At 57.4% G+C, this 18,400-nt stretch carries 16 protein-coding genes; 11 read left to right on the top strand and 5 right to left on the bottom strand.

The annotated features are described in order from the left end of the window. Positions 1-124 precede the first annotated feature (124 nt). Complete coding sequence (locus tag RCF31_RS05020) at positions 125-373, top strand: GlsB/YeaQ/YmgE family stress response membrane protein (protein WP_299452209.1); 249 nt, start codon at positions 125-127, stop codon at positions 371-373. A gap of 85 nt (positions 374-458) precedes the next feature. On the opposite strand, the gene RCF31_RS05015 is transcribed toward RCF31_RS05020, so the two are convergent. Both RCF31_RS05015 and treA read right to left on the bottom strand, forming a co-directional pair. Next, entirely contained in the window at positions 459-2,558 is a 2,100-nt protein-coding gene (locus tag RCF31_RS05015; protein WP_416412695.1) for a TonB-dependent siderophore receptor, read from the bottom strand. Between the two features lie 247 nt (positions 2,559-2,805). Next, on the bottom strand, positions 2,806-4,485 hold the full coding sequence (gene treA, locus RCF31_RS05010; protein WP_416412694.1) for an alpha,alpha-trehalase TreA: 1,680 nt from the start codon (positions 4,483-4,485) through the stop codon (positions 2,806-2,808). A gap of 208 nt (positions 4,486-4,693) precedes the next feature. On the opposite strand from treA, the gene ghrA reads away from it, so the two are divergent. The 3 genes from ghrA to RCF31_RS04995 are packed head-to-tail and all read left to right on the top strand — an operon-like array spanning position 4,694 to position 7,004. After that, the gene (gene ghrA, locus RCF31_RS05005; RefSeq protein WP_416412693.1) at positions 4,694-5,632 is read left to right on the top strand and encodes a glyoxylate/hydroxypyruvate reductase GhrA; all 939 of its coding nucleotides are present in this window, start codon (positions 4,694-4,696) and stop codon (positions 5,630-5,632) included. Positions 5,633-5,679: 47 nt separating this feature from the next. Beyond that, positions 5,680-6,417: a phosphatase gene (locus tag RCF31_RS05000; protein WP_208714704.1), complete on the top strand. Its 738-nt coding sequence runs from the start codon at positions 5,680-5,682 to the stop codon at positions 6,415-6,417. A 26-nt stretch (positions 6,418-6,443) separates the two neighbouring features. Then, positions 6,444-7,004, top strand: coding sequence for a TorD/DmsD family molecular chaperone (locus RCF31_RS04995; RefSeq protein ID WP_084873960.1), 561 nt, complete (start codon positions 6,444-6,446; stop codon positions 7,002-7,004). 1 nt (position 7,005) lies between these two features. Here the strand turns inward: RCF31_RS04995 and RCF31_RS04990 are convergent, their stop codons facing one another. Next, positions 7,006-8,370 carry a CoA transferase gene (locus tag RCF31_RS04990; protein WP_416412692.1) on the bottom strand — a complete coding sequence of 455 codons (1,365 nt, stop codon included), beginning with the start codon at positions 8,368-8,370 and terminating at the stop codon, positions 7,006-7,008. Positions 8,371-8,406: 36 nt separating this feature from the next. After that, positions 8,407-9,291 (bottom strand): DMT family transporter, encoded by an 885-nt coding sequence (locus tag RCF31_RS04985; protein ID WP_208717104.1) that lies wholly within the window; start codon positions 9,289-9,291, stop codon positions 8,407-8,409. 183 nt (positions 9,292-9,474) lie between these two features. Between RCF31_RS04985 and RCF31_RS04980 the strand changes: the two genes are divergently transcribed. Next, positions 9,475-10,200, top strand: a complete 726-nt coding sequence (locus RCF31_RS04980; protein ID WP_416412691.1) for a glutamine amidotransferase — start codon at positions 9,475-9,477, stop codon at positions 10,198-10,200. Here RCF31_RS04980 and RCF31_RS04975 read toward each other — a convergent pair. Beyond that, positions 10,188-10,751, bottom strand: a complete 564-nt coding sequence (locus RCF31_RS04975) for a class I SAM-dependent methyltransferase (RefSeq protein ID WP_299452226.1) — start codon at positions 10,749-10,751, stop codon at positions 10,188-10,190. The genes RCF31_RS04980 and RCF31_RS04975 overlap by 13 nt on opposite strands. A 315-nt stretch (positions 10,752-11,066) precedes the next feature. Between RCF31_RS04975 and RCF31_RS04970 the strand changes: the two genes are divergently transcribed. The 6 genes from RCF31_RS04970 to RCF31_RS04945 all read left to right on the top strand — a co-directional run bounded on the left by RCF31_RS04970 (position 11,067) and on the right by RCF31_RS04945 (position 18,357). Then, on the top strand, positions 11,067-12,587 hold the full coding sequence (locus RCF31_RS04970) for an aldehyde dehydrogenase family protein (protein WP_084873965.1): 1,521 nt from the start codon (positions 11,067-11,069) through the stop codon (positions 12,585-12,587). Between the two features lie 123 nt (positions 12,588-12,710). Continuing rightward, a complete protein-coding gene (locus RCF31_RS04965; protein WP_416412690.1) occupies positions 12,711-14,048 on the top strand; it encodes an aryl-sulfate sulfotransferase in 1,338 nt (445 codons plus the stop codon). 253 nt (positions 14,049-14,301) lie between these two features. Next, on the top strand, positions 14,302-15,189 hold the full coding sequence (locus tag RCF31_RS04960; protein ID WP_416412689.1) for an ABC transporter substrate-binding protein: 888 nt from the start codon (positions 14,302-14,304) through the stop codon (positions 15,187-15,189). Beyond that, positions 15,186-16,823 carry an FAD-dependent oxidoreductase gene (locus RCF31_RS04955; protein WP_416412688.1) on the top strand — a complete coding sequence of 546 codons (1,638 nt, stop codon included), beginning with the start codon at positions 15,186-15,188 and terminating at the stop codon, positions 16,821-16,823. Before RCF31_RS04960 ends, RCF31_RS04955 begins: the two co-directional genes overlap by 4 nt. Next, positions 16,811-17,578 carry an SDR family NAD(P)-dependent oxidoreductase gene (locus tag RCF31_RS04950; RefSeq protein ID WP_416412687.1) on the top strand — a complete coding sequence of 256 codons (768 nt, stop codon included), beginning with the start codon at positions 16,811-16,813 and terminating at the stop codon, positions 17,576-17,578. Before RCF31_RS04955 ends, RCF31_RS04950 begins: the two co-directional genes overlap by 13 nt. Next, entirely contained in the window at positions 17,575-18,357 is a 783-nt protein-coding gene (locus RCF31_RS04945) for an amino acid ABC transporter ATP-binding protein (protein WP_299452239.1), read from the top strand. Before RCF31_RS04950 ends, RCF31_RS04945 begins: the two co-directional genes overlap by 4 nt. Positions 18,358-18,400 lie beyond the last annotated feature (43 nt).

Raw genomic sequence — 18,400 nt, 5'->3', positions numbered from 1 at the left:
GTACAGGATAAAGAAGCTTTAGTCTGCTAACTATTTTTTCCCGTTGCGTTTGTGCAGCAGATCAAAAATCCCGGACTATACTTATCGCTGTGAACACCTTGATTAATAAAGTAAGGAGCAACAAATGGGTATCATTTCATGGATTATTTTTGGCCTGATTGCCGGGATTATTGCTAAATGGATTATGCCAGGTAAAGACGGCGGTGGATTTATTATGACCGTGGTTCTCGGCGTGGTGGGTGCGGTTGTCGGCGGCTGGATCAGTACCCTGTTTGGCTTTGGTAAGGTGGATGGATTTAACTTCGGCAGCTTCGTGGTGGCGGTCATTGGTTCCATCGTGGTGCTGTGGATTTACCGTAAAGTTCGCAGTTAGTTATTACCGCATTCCGTAGCGGCGCGATTTATCGCGCGTCTTTTAAAACCCGCGCGATAAATCGCGCCGCTACGGGACTTAAGATTTAAAAATCATAGCCGATGGTTGCCGTCACGGTACGTTCCGCACCACGGTAGCAATAACCGGTACCATAACAGGCTGCAAGGTATTTACGGTCAGTCAGGTTATTGGCGGTCACCTGCAACCACGCCCCTTTCAGACCTGAGTTCCACGCGCTCAAATCAGCACGCACTGAAGCATCAAACAGCGTCACTGACGGCAGACGCGTGGTGTTTTCGTTATCTGCCCATTGCTTGCCAATGTAACGTATCCCCGCACCGGCACTCAGACCATAATCAAACTGATAATGACCCCAGAAGGACGCCATGCTGTTGGGGGTGACGTAAGGCGTATGACCATCGTTACCATCCACCGAGTCCTTAAAGCGCAGGTGGTTCAGGGTATAACCGGCGAGGGTGCTGAAGCGCGGAGTGAGCTGATTGCGTGCCTCCAGTTCGATCCCCTGTGAATGGACCTTGCCGGAAGGCGTATAGGTGCCGGATATCACGTCACGGTTGGCGACATCGTTCTGTGTCAGGTCGTACACCGCAACCGAGTACATATCCCGTGTGCCCACCGGCTGGTATTTCACCCCGGCTTCATATTGCTCGGAGGTGGTCGGTTTCAACTGGTTGCCATTGGGATCGGTCAGCGAGGCGGGCGTAATTGCCTGGCTCCAGCTGACATAAGGCGAAATACCATTATCCAAGGCATACAGCAGGGCTGCACGGCCACTGATATGGTCGTCCTGGCGGCGGCTGGTGCCATTTTCGGAGACGATACGATCATAACGGCCGGAAAGATCCATATGCCAGCGATCCAGCTGTAACTCATCCTGTAAATAGAGACCGGTTTGATAGTAACGGCGCGTCTCTGCGGCCCAGTCATAATCCGGCATGGTACCCACCGCTTCGCCGGTCCACGGATTGAGTGAGCTGGCATAGCCGCTGGCACTCAAAATATCGTTCTTATAACGATGATACTCAGCGCCGAGGGTGACACGATGCTGCAATGCGCCGGTGCTGAAATCTGCCTGCAACTGGTTATCCGTCGCCCACGCTGACAGCGAGGAGCGCTCACCGGAATAATAACGGGTCAGCAGGTCCGGGTTGGTGGCATCCCAGCCAATCTGGTAGACCTGGTCCAGATCAACATTGGAGTGGCTGTAGCTGCCGGTGGTATGCACCGACCACACTTCATTGAAACGATGGGAGAAATCATAGCTATAGATCTGCTCATGACGTTTGAATTGATCGAGGGCACTATCCCCTTCATAGAAACTGTCGCTCAGCTTGCGGCCATTATGGCTGTACAGCGTACCTTCGGCAGGGACGGACCCGTGATAACCACCGGAAGGATCTTTTTGCAGGTAAGCACGCAGAATCAGGCTGGTATCTTCGTCCGGCTGCCACATCAACTGGGGCGAAATGGCGTACTTCTCTTCGCGGGTATGATCGTATTGCGTGTCGCTGTTGCGGGTGATGCCGGTGAGACGAAACGCCCATTGATCGTTGATTGCATTGGTGTAATCAAAGGCGGCGCTGTTGGTGGCATTGGTGCCGGTTGACAGCCGGAAGTGCCCCTCTTCGGCGAACTGCGGGCGTTTGCTCACCATATTCACCAGGCCGCCGGGTACCGTCTGACCATATAACGCCGAGGAAGGACCTTTGATCACGTCGATGCGATCGAGGAACCAGGGATCCACCTGCAACACATTGAAACTGCCGCCATCACTCATCACGCGCAGGCCGTCGAGGAAGGTGTTATCCACATCGCCACCGTGGAAGCCGCGCAGCGAGATGGTGTCATAACGGGTGGCGGCACCGCCAAAGTTGGTAAACACGCCGGGGGTGTAATTCAGGGCCTGATTAAGATCGGTTGCCCCCTGGTCTTCCATCTGTTGCCGTGTGACCACCGAAATTGACTGTGGTGTGGTGATGAGTGGCTGGTCGGTTTTACTCGCGCCGCTGCTGCGGGTGGCCAGGTAACCCTGGGTCGGCGAAGTGGCGTTCTCCTGTGGTTGAGCGGTCACCACCAGCGCATCCTCGGCGAAACTGATGCCGGGCAACGCCAGTGCCAGTGTGCAAAACACACGGCAACGATTGAGGGTAAACAGGCGGGTCATGATAAGTCCTCAGACAGAAAAAGGCAGTGGGCTGCCAGAAAGCGTTAATAGAAATAAAAATTAGAGTGAGAATTATTATCTTTTAGATAAGGTCATTTCAAGATGTAAAAAAAACGCCGCATTGCTGTGAGGAAAATTAACAGTCCGAGGGAGCTACGGGGGAATTGAAGGGGCAATGCCGTAGCGGCGCGATTTATCGCGCGGTTTTTAAAGACGCGCGATAAATCGCGCCGCTACAGGATGTGTATTAATGCGCCGTGGTTAGCGTTGGCATATTGGGAATATCCCGTGCGCTATTACAGGTTTTATCTTTCGGACAATATTTGTCGAGCAGCATCAGCGTCACGCCATTAGTCCAGCCGAAGCCGTCCTGCAGGGGATATTCACCACCGCCGCCACCGCCAAGCTGGGCACCTTCCACCACGTATTTTTCTACCAGCTTGTGCTGTTTGTCATAGGTCATCTGGACGTTTTGCAGGAAGCGCTGACCAATCTGCTGTGCAAGCTGCGGCTGCTTATAATGTTCCAGCCCGGTCACGGCTACCCATTGCAGGGGGGCCCAGCCATTCGGTGCATCCCATTGCTGGCCGTTATTCACCGTGGTGGTCACCAGTCCACCGGGTTTCAGCAGCTGTTTCTCCACTGCGCTAGCCGTGCGATCCGCCTGTTTATCACTGGCGAGCTGCATATAAAGCGGGAACAGGGTGGCGGCGGTTAGCTGTGGTTGCACCTGCTTTTTCTGCCAGTTGTAATCGGCGTACCAACCCTGCTGCTCATTCCACAGATAACGATTAATCGCCGCCTGGCGTTTCTCTGCCTGCGCGGCAAACTGCTGTGCCCGATCGTTGTTTTTCGCCAGCTTCTCCGCTTTGGCTAAGGTCTGTTCCAGATGGAACAGCAAACTGTTCAGATCAACAGGTGCCAGCTGCGTGGTGCGGATCGAGGCCAGATTATGCGCATCAGTAAACCAGCGGGAACTGAAATCCCAGCCGGAGGCTGCACCTGCACGCAGATCGCGGTACACCTGCTTTATATCGCGTTGCGGTGCCTTCTGCGCGGTGTTGACGTCATCCAGCCAGGATTCGGTACGTGGCACATCGCGATCGTCCCAGTAGCGGTTAAGCAGGGTGCCGTCGCTCAGTTTGATCACCCTCTGGCTGGCCTGGCCTGCGGCGACGTTGTCACTGCCTGCCATCCAGTAGTCATATTCCTTCTGCAACTGCGGCAGATACTTCGTATACACGCCATCACCGTCATGGCTTGCCAGCAAATCGATCATCAGGCTGAAGAACGGCGGTTGCGAGCGACTCAGATAGTAGCTGCGATTACCGTTGGGGATATGACCGTAACGATCGAGCTCAGAGGCGAAGTTATCCACCATATCCTGTACCCGATCCCAGTGACCGCTCTCCGCCAGACCGAGCATGGTGAAGTAGCTATCCCAATAATAAACCTCACGGAAGCGACCACCGGGAACCACATAAGGTTTCGGCAGCGGCAGCAGCGAATCGTACTGGCCGGTGTTGGGGGTTGAACGCGTCAGGACCGGCCACAGGCCATCAATGTGCGCGCGCAGGCTCTGCCCGGCAGGTGGCACATAGTTATCCTGGGTGGCAGGCAGGGTGAAGTTGGCATTGACGAAATGTTTTAAATCGAAGTTGCGCTGGTTCTTTTGCATCTGCCAGTCGGCAAGAATCGAAGAGGGATTATATTTCGGGACCGCATCGGCAAAGGTTTTCTGGTCCGGATAAAATTTAGCCTGCTGAACGGCATTGAAGAGGGGGCCGAGACGCACGTCGGGTGGTTGTGGCTGGCTACTGAGCATCCGGTTGTTATCTGCGGCCCCGGCAGTGACGGCCCCCATCAGCAGGGCGGTACTGAGCAACAGGCGAAAATGCCCCGGCGTGAATACGACATTTTTTATCATCGGTTTTTCTCCTTGTCCGAAAAAGTGGTGCGCTAACGCATTGACCACCCAAACAACTTTAGTCGCTATCGGGGGGGATGGCCGCCTGCAGCGCCGGAAATGTGAAGCACCCTGAATTAATCACGGCAGAAATTGCATTAACGCTAAGGTTTTTACTTGCCCTGCGGCGCTATTTCCCTGAGTCTGAGGGAAAAAAATGGAGAGCAGTATGGAGATCATCTGGTATCACCCATCGATAGACCCGGAGAGCTGGCTCAGTGGGTTACAACAGCGATTGCCGCAGGCGCAGGTGCGGCAGTGGCAGCCAGGCGACAACGCCCCGGCGGATTACGCGGTGGTCCGTTCGCCGCCGGTAGAAATGCTCAGTGGACGGGCATTGAAAGGCGTTTTTGGCATGGGGGCGGGGGTAGACGAAATCCTGCAACAGGTACAGCAGCATCCGCAAATGTTAGCGGCCAGCGTACCGTTATTCCGGCTGGAAGATACCGGTATGGCGCTGCAGATGCAGGAGTATGCCACCTGGTGTGTACTGGGCTGGTTTCGTCGCTTCGCTGACTATCAACGCCTGCAACAGCAGGCGCAGTGGCAGCAGCTTGATGGTTACACGCGGGAAAATTTCACCATTGGCATCCTCGGCGCGGGCGTACTGGGCCGCAGCGTGGCACAGAGCCTGGTCCAGTGGGGGTTTCCGGTGCGTTGCTGGAGCCGCTCGCCGAAAACCCTGGCGGGAATACAAACCTTTCATGGCGCTGACCAGCTGGCAGCCTTTCTGGATGGCACCCAGGTGTTGATTGATCTGTTGCCGACCACAGCAGAAACCACCCACCTGATCGATAAAAAATTGTTTGCCTGTCTGCCACAAGGGGCATTTTTCCTCAATATTGCGCGTGGTGCGCATGTGGTGGAGGACGATTTGCTGGCGGCACTCAACAGCGGGCAGCTGGCGGCCGCGACGCTGGATGTGTTCCAGACCGAGCCATTACCGGCAGACCATCCACTCTGGTCACATCCGCATGTCACAATTACGCCACATAATGCCGCAATGACGTTGCCGCAAGAGGCGATGGATTATATTGCAGATGCCATACTTAAGCTGGAGCAGGGGCAGCAAGCCCCCGGTCTGGTTGATCGTCAGCGCGGTTATTAAATCACTTTGCCGTTTGCCTGTTGCAGACGGCCTGTCAGGAGAAACCGATGTATCCCGTCGATTTACATATGCATACCGTTGCCAGTACCCATGCCTACAGCACGCTGCATGACTATGTCGTGCAGGCGAAACAAAACGGTCTGAAGCTGTTCGCGATTACCGATCACGGTCCGGATATGGCCGATGCGCCGCATTACTGGCACTTCGTCAACATGCGCATCTGGCCGCGCGTGATTGATGGTGTCGGTGTGTTGCGTGGCATTGAAGCCAATATCAAAAATCAGCAGGGTGAGATCGACTGTAGCGGCCCGATGCTGGACGCGCTGGATTTGATCGTCGCCGGTTTCCATGAGCCGGTGTATGCCCCGCGCGATAAAGCCCACCATACCGAAGCGATGATCGCGGCGATGGCTGGCGGCCTGGTGCATATCATCAGCCATCCGGGTAATCCTAAGTTTCCGGTCGATATCCGCGCCATTGCCGAAGCGGCGGCGCATTATGATGTGGCGCTGGAGATCAACAACTCGTCGTTCACCCATTCACGCCCAGGCAGTGAGCCCAACTGTCGCGCTATCGCTGAAGCGGTGCGTGATGCCGGAGGCCGTCTGGCGTTTGGTTCCGATTCCCATACCGCCTTTACTCTCGGTCATTTCGAGCATTGTCTGCGCATTACGCGGGAAGTGGATTTTCCCGAAGATCGCGTGTTAAATGTCACGCCGCGCCGCCTGCTCGATTTTCTCGAACAGCGCACCGGCAAGCATATTGCCGAACTGGCGGATTTTTAAATTTTTTCCTCAAGGAATCCTGTTGTATGAATGAGTTTTCCATTCTTTGCCGCGTCATCGGCTCGCTGTTCAATCGTCAGCCGCAGGACCCGCTGCTGATGCCGCTGTTCACTTTGTTACGTGAAGGCAAATTACAGGCGCAGTGGCCGCTGGAGCAGGATGAGTTGCTGACCCGGTTGCAACAGAACAGCGACCCGCAGGCGCTGGCGGCGGATTACAACGCCTTGTTCGTGGGCAGCGATTGCAGCGTGCCGCCTTACGCATCGCAGTGGCCGAACGGGCCAACCGAAGCTGAGGTGCGCGCGTTTCTTAGCTCGCGTGGCATGCCGCTGGGTGAAGCCCCTGCGGATCATTTCGGTCAGTTGCTGCTGGCAGCTTCCTGGCTGGAAGACCAGTCGGCGGAAGATGAGTCTGCCGCACAACTGGCGCTGTTTGATGATTACCTGCTGCCGTGGTGCGGTGCGTTCCTGGGCAAAGTGGAAGCGCATGCCAGCACCGCGTTCTACCGTACGCTGGCGATGCTGAGCCGTGAAGCGATTCAGGCGATGCGCGACGAGCTGGCGGAAAGCGAAGACGACGCAGAGTAACTTACCAGCGGGGAGCGCTGCTGCCGAGTGGCACACCCGGTGTCGCCCACAGCTGGGGCGTGCCGGGCAAATATGACGCGGCACGCAGCCTTGCACCAATACCCCAGTGGGTAATTTCCAGCGCGGGCAGGGCATCGTCCGGTTGCGAGGCGATGCCGGTTTGCTCATTGCCAGGCGCAAAACCGTGCTGCTGCAACAGCAGCGCAGTGCGCGCCAGCGACAAACGCGCCTGCCAGCCGGTGCCGTTACTGCGTCGCTGGCGTAATCCTTCCAGTACTGCGGCAGCCAGCATATAACCGGTGGCGTGATCCAGCGCCTGCACCGGTAAGGGTGTCGGTACCGCGCTTCCGCTCCACTGCATCCCCTGATGTGCAATGCCGCTCGCCATTTGCACCAGGCTGTCGAAACCGCGTCGGTTGCGCCACGGACCACTCCATCCCCAGGCATTCAGGCTGACATCCACCAGCCCTGGTGACAGTTGCTGGCGTGTGGCAGCATCCAGCCCCAGTTTCTCCAGCGCATCAGCGCGATAGCCATGCACCAGCACATCCGCCTGGGACAGTAACCTACGTAGCTGTGCCAGCCCGTCACGGCTTTTCAGGTCCAGCCGGGCGCAGCGTTTGCCGCTGGTGATCTCCTCTTCCAGTGTCGGTTCCTGCCAGTCGGGGGGATCGATACGCAGCACCCGGGCACCAAGGCTGGCGAGAAAACGCGTGGCGACCGGGCCAGCAATGATGCGTGTCAGGTCCAGCACGCGAATGCCGTACAATGGCCGCGCCGCACTGAGTGCCCAGTCAGGGAGGGGGCCATCCGCCATGGCCTGACGGGCGAACAACGGTTCCTGGCTGACGGCGATCCCCTGCGGATGTTGTTGCCACTGCTGCACGCTGCGCATTTCGGCGGCGCAGCCACCCGCATCCACCACCGCCTGTTCCAGCGTCCCGGCTGACCACTGCCGCACTTCCGCCGCCAGCGCAGTGCGATCCGCATGCACGCCGAGCACGCTTTCCATCGCCTGCCGATGATGTGACGCGTTGGTATGCAGGCGGATCCAGCCATCTGCGGTGGCATAGTCACCGGCAAACGGGTCCCACAGCGCCGCGGGTGGGCGATTAAGGGGGATAAAGCTATGCTGGAACCAGCGCGAGGCCAGCCGCACATTAACACTTACCGGTGCCGGACGGCCCAGTAAATCGCTCAGCGCCTGGGTGGCGAGGCCGATGCTGGTGGCCGCCAGTTCACTGACGGCGTAGCAGGAACGAAAGGTATCGGGTTGGGAAAAGGCCAGCGGGGGCGCAGTGTCGTCTGCGCCGCGTAATCCCTGCCACATCTGCTGCCAGAGTGCGGCAGCGAGTGAATAATCCATGCGAAGCCTCCGGATAAATCGCGGTTCACAAGTCGCTCAGCGACGGCGCAGACGCGGAAATCGCGCGTGCATGCGCAGATTACGCAGGTTAATCACCGCAATCGCCGTACCCAGTACCACCAGAGAAGCGCCCAGGATCTTAAAACTGTTCAGGCTATCGCCCAGAATAGCAATTCCCATCAGCACCGCCAGTACCGGGGTCAGCAGCGAGTAGGGCATGATCAGATTGACGTTGTACTTTTTCAGCAGCGCGTACCACAGGGTATAAGCGACGATCGACGAAGCAAGGGCGCTGTAGAGAATGCCAAACCAGCCACGCCAGCCAGCATGGCTCAGAGAATAAAATTGTTGTGATTCAGTGAGCCAGGACGCCACACCGACAATCGGCACCGCCAGGAACGAAATCCATCCGGTTAGCGTTAGCGGCTTAATTGGCGGGGATTTTTTCACAATCATATTGCTCACTGCCCAGCCGGTGGCACTGCACAGCAGGATGCAAAGTACCCACCAGGCGGGAATGGTCGGGCTGCCGGACAGCACCACCACGCCACTCAGGGATATCGCGATGCCAATCAGCTGCACCAGGCGTAGCTTCTCTTTCAGTATCACCATCGCCAGCAGCATGGCGATCGGGGTGCCAAGCTGCACTACAATCGCACCGGTCCCGGCGTCGGTATAACGCATGCCGACAAACAACAGCGAGAAGTGCATAAAACCAAAGGTGAAGGCCAGAGCCAGCAGCCACGGCAATTGTTCACGGGTGATGCGGCAGAAGGGGATCAGCACAATCGCCACCACCACAAAGCGCATCCAGGTCAGGAACAGTGGCGGAAGCTCCAGTAATCCCCACTTTATCGCTATGTTGTTGAAGGCCCAGATGGAGACCACCATCAGAACCACAAAAAAATGCCGCACCGCCACAATGTCATCCTTCACACAAATTTTGTTTTCACCGGCTAATCATGGCATGAAGCGATGTATTTGGTGCAGAACGGGTAAAAATAATTTCTGTAAATGCTTAACTGCGAAAAATATAAGACATTGCAGGTAATTACTGTCAGACTGGTTTTCCGAAATATGACCTTGCAGAGGACAGTCTTCGGAATGACACAGACCCGCGCGTTACCCCTTGCCTTAATTCAACTTGAAGTCCCACCACCGGCCGTTGTGGCGCAAATTGGTGAACAACCCGCCTGGTTTATTGATGCTCTGGCATTACAGCCTGCTGATTACGTGATTGTGCGTCCGCACCTTGGCGATGCGCTACCTGCGTTTGACAGCATCAGCGGGGCGATCCTCAGCGGTTCCTGGGCGATGGTCACCGACCATGCCGAATGGAGTGAACGCACCGCCGCCTGGATTCGCGCTGCGCTGGAAGCGGAGTTGCCGCTGCTCGGCGTCTGCTACGGGCATCAGCTGATGGCCTATGCGCTGGGAGGCAAAGTGGCCGACAACCCCAATGGCTGGGAGCGGGGACTCAAGGCGCTGACGCGCCATCCGCAGGCAGAAAATGATCCCTGGCTGGGTGCGCTGCCGGATGATTTCGAGGCCTGGTTGTCGCATCGTCAGTCAGTGATCACCCCTCCGGCGCAGGCGCAGGTCCTGGCGTCCTCTGAACAGGATGGTTGCCAGATTTTGCGTTATTCCGCACAGGCGTTATCGGTGCAATTCCACCCGGAATTCAGCCGCAACATCATGTTAGCCTGTCTGCCACCGGGTGAGTCTGACGATGGCAGCGAGCTGGTGGGCGAAGATTGGGCGCGGGAACTGCTGCGCAGCTTCTGGCAGCAAACGCGACCTCAGCCGCGCGTGCAGGCTCAGGGCGCGTAATGACGGGTGCAGCGATAGACCCAGGCGGGTGGCACATTTTTCAGCACCCGCTGGCGCTGCCAGGTGAAATAACGTGACAGGCTGGGCTGCGTGAGCGAGGTGTACTGAAACTGCACAAACACGCCATGTGGACCCAGCGCATCATGGACGGCACGCAAAATCGCTTCGCGCGTGGTCGGCGGCAGCGAGAGCAATGGCAGACCAGAAAAGATCGCATCATATTCCCCGCACAAATACTCCGCTGAACAGGCGCGAACCTGCATCCGATCATCCGGCAAGGTGCGTAGCGTCTTGACCAGCTCCGGGCTGATCTCAAACACATCCAGTTGCGCCTGCGGTGACATGCGGTCCAGAATCTGCCGCGTCAGTACGCCATTTCCCGCCCCCAGCTCGGCAATACGCAGGCTGTGATCCCAGTTCACGGCATCCGTCATGGTACGGCACAACGTGGCGGAGGAGGGGGTAATGCTTCCCATCTTGCGGGGGTTACGAATGAACTGATGAACAAAGTTTGCTTTGGCGCGCATTAACGTCAGGGCTGAAGCCAACATCTCTTTCTCCTGGTTAGTGTCCTGTTTCATATTGACCCTATTTAAGGGCCATGTTTCGCTTTTTGCTGCGTGGCAGGCAAAACTCAGAATTATCTGTGTTTAAACGTTGCGCGATAAATCGCGCCGCTACAGATACATGCATTGTTAACCGTAGCGGCGCGATTTATCGCGCGCAGTAATCTGTAATGCCAGAATTTCCTTCGGCGCGGTCACAGTTTCCCATCGGCAGATCTGACAGCGTGGCTTTGATCGATCAATGTTAATAACAGGTTTCAAAGTTGTTGCATATCACTTCTGTCCCGCAAGGAGAAAACCATGCGTTACGCCGCTCCTGGAGAACAAGGTTCTCTGATTACACTACAACAGCGTTATGGCAACTTTATCAACGGTGAGTTTGTGCCACCGGTGAACGGTAACTACTTCGTTAACACCTCGCCGATCAATGCGTCGCCGATTGGTGAGTTCCCGCGTTCTGACCGTGATGATGTCGATAACGCTATCGCTGCCGCACACAAGGCGGCGGATGCCTGGGGAAAAACCTCGCCGCAGGCGCGTTCGCTGGTGCTGCTGAAAATCGCCGATCGTCTGGAGGAAAACCTCGAATACCTGGCCGTCAATGAAACCTGGGATAATGGTAAGCCGGTGCGCGAGACCCTCGCCGCCGATATGCCGCTGGCGGTGGACCACTTCCGCTATTTCGCCGGTTGCGTGCGCGCCCAGGAAGGGACGGCGGCGGAAATTGATGAATTCACCGCGTCTTACCACTTCCATGAACCGCTGGGCGTGGTGGGGCAGATTATCCCGTGGAATTTCCCGTTGCTGATGGCGGCGTGGAAACTGGCACCGGCGCTGGGAGCCGGTAACTGCGTGGTGCTGAAACCGGCGGAACAGACGCCGCTGTCCATCACCCTGTTTATGGAGTTGATTAAAGACCTGGTGCCACCCGGCGTGATTAACGTGGTCCATGGTTACGGTAAAGAAGCCGGTGAAGCGCTGGCCTCACATCCCGGCATCGCCAAAATTGCCTTTACCGGATCGACCGCCACCGGTGGCCATATCCTCGAACTGGCGGCGAAAAGCCTGATTCCGTCCACCGTCGAGCTGGGCGGTAAATCCCCCAATATCTTCTTCGAAGACATTATGCAGGCGGAGGAGAGCTTCATTGAGAAAGCGGCAGAAGGGGTGGTGCTGGGCTTCCTGAATCAGGGCGAAGTCTGTACCTGCCCGTCACGTGCGCTGGTGCAGGAATCGATCTTCGAACCGTTTATGGCGGCGGTGATGAAACGTATCAAAACCATTAAACGGGGCAATCCGCTGGATACCGAAACGATGATCGGGGCCCAGGCGTCACAGCAGCAGTTTGATAAAATCCTCTCCTATCTGGAAATTGCCCAGCAGGAAGGGGCGCAGGTGCTGCATGGCGGCGGCATTGAAAGCGTGGGTGAAGAGTTTGCCAGCGGCTACTATATCCAGCCGACGCTGCTGAAAGGTAGCAACAGCATGCGCGTGTTCCAGGAGGAAATCTTTGGGCCAGTGGTCGGGGTGCTGACGTTTAAAGATGAAGCGGAAGCCATCGCCCTCGCCAATGATTCCATGTACGGACTCGGTGCCGGTGTCTGGACGCGCGATATCAACCGGGCTTACCGTATGGGACGCGCGATTAAAGCCGGGCGTGTGTGGACCAACTGCTACCATCTCTACCCGGCCCACGCGGCGTTTGGCGGTTACAAAAAATCCGGCATTGGCCGCGAAACCCATAAAATGATGCTCGATCATTATCAGCAAACCAAAAATCTGCTGGTGAGCTACAGCACCCAGCCACTCGGCTTCTTCTGATCCTTCAGGCAGCGGGTTCGCCCGCTGCTTTTTTCCTGCCATGCCCCATTCGGACTAATCCTGTCACTATTCGCTTCTACCCTTTAAGGGCTTTTCCATTTCTCAGACACAGGATGGTGAACCATGCGATATGCGGCAAGGTTGTCTGGCGGCCTGCTACTGGCAGCCAGTTTTACCGCTTCAGCCATTCCCAGCGCCATACCCACTGGCGTGACCTGGTACGATCCCGCGCGCGCCTGGAACGGTTTTGTTTTGTTTCCCGGCAGTGATAACCAAACCCACCTGATCGATATGACCGGTAAAGAGGTGCAGCGCTGGCATTACGAAGGTTTTCCCAGCTGGCCGGTTCCGCTGGATCGGGCCGGTGGTCAACCCGGCCATCTGCTGGTGCAGCTGGAACGGCAGCAAAAGCTGGCAGCTGAGGCCAATCCCGGTAACGGGCTGGTGAATGCCAGCGTGGCGGAAGTGGACTGGAACGGCAAGGTACAGTGGCACTACGGTAGCCAGCAGCAGCCGGTGCATCAGCATCATGAGATCCAGCGTCTGCCCAATGGCAATACCCTGGTACTGGGGGCCGCGTTGCGGCAGCTGCCGGGTTATCCTTATCGGATTATTGATAACAGCATTGAAGAGGTCTCGCCGCAGGGTAAAAAAGTGTGGAGCTGGTCGGTGGCCGATCATCTGGATGAACTGGGTTTTTCTGCGGCGCAGCTTTTGATGCTCCGCGACAGCAACGATGCCGATTTCCTGCATATGAATACCGCAGCACCACTCGGTCCGAATCACTGGTTCGATCAGGGGGATCAACGGTTTGCCCCGGACAACATCCTGTTTAACTCTCGCAACGGCAATGTCGCGGTGATTATCGATCGTCACAGCGGCAAAGTGGTGTGGCGTATCGGGCCAGATTATCCGGCCCTGAAACTGGATACGCCGCTACCACGCCCGCTCGATCAGATGATTGGTGAACACGATGTACATATGATCGGGCCGGGATTACCTGGTGCCGGTAATCTGCTGATTTTCGACAACCAGGGCAATGCCGGTTTTCCACCCACCCGGCAGGGCTTTTTCTCTGCATCACGCGTGATTGAGGTAAACCCGCAGACCCGACAGATTGTCTGGGAATACACCGGTGAGAAATCGGGCCAGGCGATCTCCACCTTTTATAGCGCTTATATCAGCAATGCCCAGCGTCTGCCGAATGGCAACACGCTGATCAATGAAGGGCAGAGCGGACGGCTGTTTCAGGTGACGCCGCAGGGGCAAATCGTCTGGGAGTATGTCAGCCCGTTTTATGGCAAAGCGATGCCGCGCGACCATTATGTATCAAACACCGTTTATCGTGCCTACATGGTGGATTATCGCTGGGCGCCCGCAGGCACGCCGCACAGCGAGCAGGCAGTCGCCGCTGACTGCTCGCGCTATCAGGCATTGCCTGGGTGTCTGCCGTCAAAATAATCCAGGCTGGTCAATCTCTGCACCATTAGCTCACTTTCTGCACTCCGTTGGTGATTCTCTGTTCAACGCGCCAGGCCGCACCAGCCGCCGCCTGGCACGCTATCCCTTGCGCTCTGTGCGCCCATGATTAATTAATCAGTTATTTAAAAACTGGCATAGCGCTTGCAATTCTTCCTGCGCACCATCTTCGTTTTTTGCTTTTTTAAGTCATCAGGGTCTTCAGGCATGTTGCCTTTCTACTGGAGTTAAAAGCATGAGAATGAAAAGTCTGGTTGTTGCTGCATCGCTGTTGGTTTCTGTCCTCACGCAATCTGCTGTTCAGGCGGCTGACGCACCGCTGAAAATGCATGCTGACCTGCATGCCCAGCTGCCGGAAAAAATCCGCAGCAGTAAAACCCTCAACCTGGTCACCGATGCCCATTACCCGCCGTGCGAATCCTTCGCCGAAGATAATAAAACCATGGTCGGTTTCGAGCCGGATCTGTGGGATGCACTCGGCCAGGTACTGGGCGTTAAAGTCAAACCGGTGTCGATTGATTTCGCCGGTCTGATCCCTGGGGTGAAAAGTGGTCGCTACGATGTGGCGATGGAGTGCATCTCTGACAGTGACGAACGTGAAAAGCAGGTTTCGTTTGTTAACTATGCCTACGCCACCAGCGAGGTGTACACCCTCGCCAGCGAGACATCCATCACCAATGATCCGCTGACCCTGTGTGGCCTGAAAGTAGGCGTACAGACCGGCACTGACTTCGAAAAAGCCATCAGCGAGATCTACAGCCCGAACTGTACCAAAAACGGTAAACCGGCGATCCAGCAGGTGACATTGCCTTCTGCGGACGCGGTGCTGCTGGGCCTTTATTCGGGACGCGTGGATTTCGTCCTCAATGATGCGGCCTCGGTCGATGATATTAAGAAAAAAGCGCCACATCCGATCCGCACCGTGCAGATGCCGCTGATGCCGAAATACTACCTCGGCATCGTGGTGGCGAAAGAGAACACTCAGCTGGCGGATGTACTGCTGAAGGCGCTCAACGTGCTGCATGAAACCGGCACTTACGACAGGATCATGGAGAAGTGGGATCTGGAGGCGATGAAGCTGGATAAACCCGGCATCAACCTCACCAGCACGCAGCCATTATGACGGTGCAGCAACGCCAGTGTGATGTGCTGATCATCGGCTCCGGCGGCGCGGCGCTGTGTGCAGCGCTGCGCGCGGCGGTCGGAGGCTTATCCGTACTGGTGCTGGAAAAAAGCGCCTGGCTGGGTGGCACCACGGCGATGTCCGGTGGTGCCACCTGGGTGCCTGCTAACCACCATGCGCGCGCAGCCGGGCTGGCAGATTCAGCGCAGCAGGCACTCGACTATCTGCGCGCAGCGGCTCCCGATGGCTGGCAAAGCACCGAAGATGCGCTGTGGCAGGCCATGACGCAACAGGCCGCGTCAATGCTGGCATTTATTGAACAACACAGCGCATTGCGTTTTGCCCTCACTGGGGAGAGCGATCCTCTGTGGCCACTGGCGGGGGCAGTGCAGCAGGGTCGGATGCTGGCACCGCTGCCGTTACAACCCCGGCGGCGGTGGCGCTTACGGCCCACGCCGTTGCCGCGTCTGTTTACCTACCACGAACTGCTGAGCAGCGATCTCTGGCATCAGCCAGTGCGCACGTATCTGCGTCATCTGCCGCAGTTGCTGCGTCGCCAGTGGCGCGGAGAGCTGACCAAAGGCGCGGCGCTGGTGGCTGGTTTGCTTGATGCCTGCCAGGCGGCGGGCTGTGAGTTGATCACTGAAGCGGCGGCGGAGCGATTGCTGATGAATGGCAGCCATCAGGTCAGCGGTGTGCGTTATCTGCATCAGGGGAAAGTGCTGGAGGTGACAGCACGCTGCGGCGTGGTGATCGCCAGTGGGGGATTTGAATGGGATCAACAACGCCGCAGTCAGCACTTTCCCGGTCCGTACGACTTTATCGCCAGCCCGCGGGATAACAGCGGTGACGGACAGCGTATGGCAGAGGCAGCCGGTGCGCAGCTGGCACATATGGATCAGGCCACTATCAGTGGTGGTATCCCGGCGCTGCCGGGCCAGCCCTGGAGTGGTCTATCGATCTTCTTTCATTACGAACCTAACGCGATCCTGGTGAATCGTCACGGCCAGCGCTTTACCAATGAATTTGTCTTCAATCTGGGGGCCGAGCTGGATGCGCGTGATGATCAGGGACAACCGCGACATCTGCCGGTATGGCTGATCAGCGATGTGCATCTGCTGCGGCGTGCGCCACTGCTGCGTTACTACCGCTGGCGCTCACCCGGCTGGATCCGCCAGGCCGCAACGTTGGCACAGCTGGAGCAACAACTGGCGTTGCCGGACGGGGCGCTGCAAGCCAGTGTGGCGCGGTTTAATCAGAGCTGTGCGCAGGGGCTGGATGTGGATTTCTCGCGCCATCTCAGCGCTGCACATGGCAAAGCAGACCGGCGCTTGCAGGGCGGTCTGGCACCGATCTGCCATGCACCTTTTATTGCTATCCCCTTTAACCGTACCTTCCTCGCCACCAAAGGCGGGCCGCGTACCGATGCCAGCGGCAACGTGTTGCATCGGGATGGCCAGCCGCTGGCCGGGTTGTATTGCGCCGGTGCGGCGATGGCGAATCCGATCGGCAGCAAAGCGGTGGGGGCCGGGACGACACTCGGTCCCAATCTGACCTGGGGCTACATCTGTGGCACATCGCTGCTGGCGCGCCATCAGGCCTTAACTCAGGAGCCAACATTATGCACAGCGTAAAAACTGCGCTGATTACCGGCGGTTCGCGCGGCGTCGGGCTGCACATGGCCCGCGAGCTGGCGCAGCAGGGTTATGCCATCGCGTTGCTGGTACGCAACGATTGTGATGCGGCGCAACAGGCCGTTGTGCAATTACAACAGCAGGGCGCAGACGCGGCGTTCTGGCAGGTTGATATCACCGACCGCCATGCGGTGCAGCAGGTGCTGGCACAGGTGGTGCATACCCTCGGTACGCCGTGCCTGCTGGTGAATAACGCCGGTGCCTCGGCTGCGGCACCGTTGCTGGAACTGAGCGACGAACAATGGCAGCAGGTGCTGCATACCCAGCTGACCGGCACCTTTGTGATCAGTGTGGAAACGGTGCGGCTGATGGCACCGGGGGGCGTCATCATCAACATAGCCGGGGCCTCGGCCCATCGTTGTTACCCCAATGCCGGGGCCTTTGGGCCGTCGAAAGCCGGGGTGGTGAACCTCACGGCGCAGATGTCGATCGAATGGGCGTCCCTGGGCATCCGCGTCTGCGGTATCAGTCCGGGGCCGATCCGCGATCCCGATAGCCACTGGGCCACTGACGAACCGGAGCTGGCACGCGAGGTGGCGCGGCTACCGCTGCAACGACCGGTGAGCGGGGAGGAGGTGGCACGCAGTGTCGCTTTCCTCGCCTCGGATGCGGCGGCGTCTTTTACCGGCCAGATGCTGATCCTCGACAGCGGTGGCCTGAATACCTGGTACATGACCGAACAGGAGGCGAGATGAGCAAAACGTTAATGGTGGATGCCCGGCAGGTCACCAAATCGTTTCACGGCGTGGAGATCCTCAAAGGCGTGGATCTCAGCGTTGAGCAGGGGGAAGTGGTGTGCCTGATCGGTCCGTCCGGTTCCGGCAAATCCACCTTTCTGCGCTGTATCAATCATCTGGAGAAGATCGATGGCGGCGAGCTGTGGGTCAATGGCGGCATGGTGGGCTATCGCCTGCAAGGGGACAAGCTTTACGAGCTGAAGGAGGCCGACGTGGCGCGCAACCGCGTCAATATCGGCATGGTGTTTCAGCGCTTCAATCTGTTCGGCCATATGACGGCGCTGGAAAACGTAATGGAAGCGCCGATGACAGTGAAAAAAGTGCCGCGCGCGCAGGCCATGGCGGAAGCCAAAGCGCTGCTGGATCGCGTCGGGCTGAGCCATCGTTATCATTCACGCCCGGCGGCGCTCTCCGGCGGTCAACAGCAACGGGTGGCTATCGCCCGTGCCATGGCGATGAAACCCTCGCTGATGCTGTTTGATGAACCGACCAGTGCGCTCGATCCAGAGCTGGTGGGAGAGGTGCTGGCGGTAATGCGCGATCTGGCACGCGACGGTATGACCATGGTGATCGTCACTCACGAGATGGGCTTCGCCCGTGATGTGGCGAATCGTGTCGCTTTTATGGATAACGGCGCGATTATTGAAGTCTCTGAATCCAGACACTTTTTCGCCGCTCCCCGCCATCCGCGCACCCGGGATTTCCTCGCCCGTGTGCACGCGGTGAGCGCAGAGTGATTGACAGATGCCGACGCAAACTGTAGATCTTAATTAATCAGTT

Origin of the sequence: Pantoea sp. App145 (assembly GCF_047947045.1) — a bacterium.
Classification (GTDB): domain Bacteria; phylum Pseudomonadota; class Gammaproteobacteria; order Enterobacterales; family Enterobacteriaceae; genus Pantoea.
This window is presented reverse-complemented; position numbering and strand designations above follow the sequence as displayed.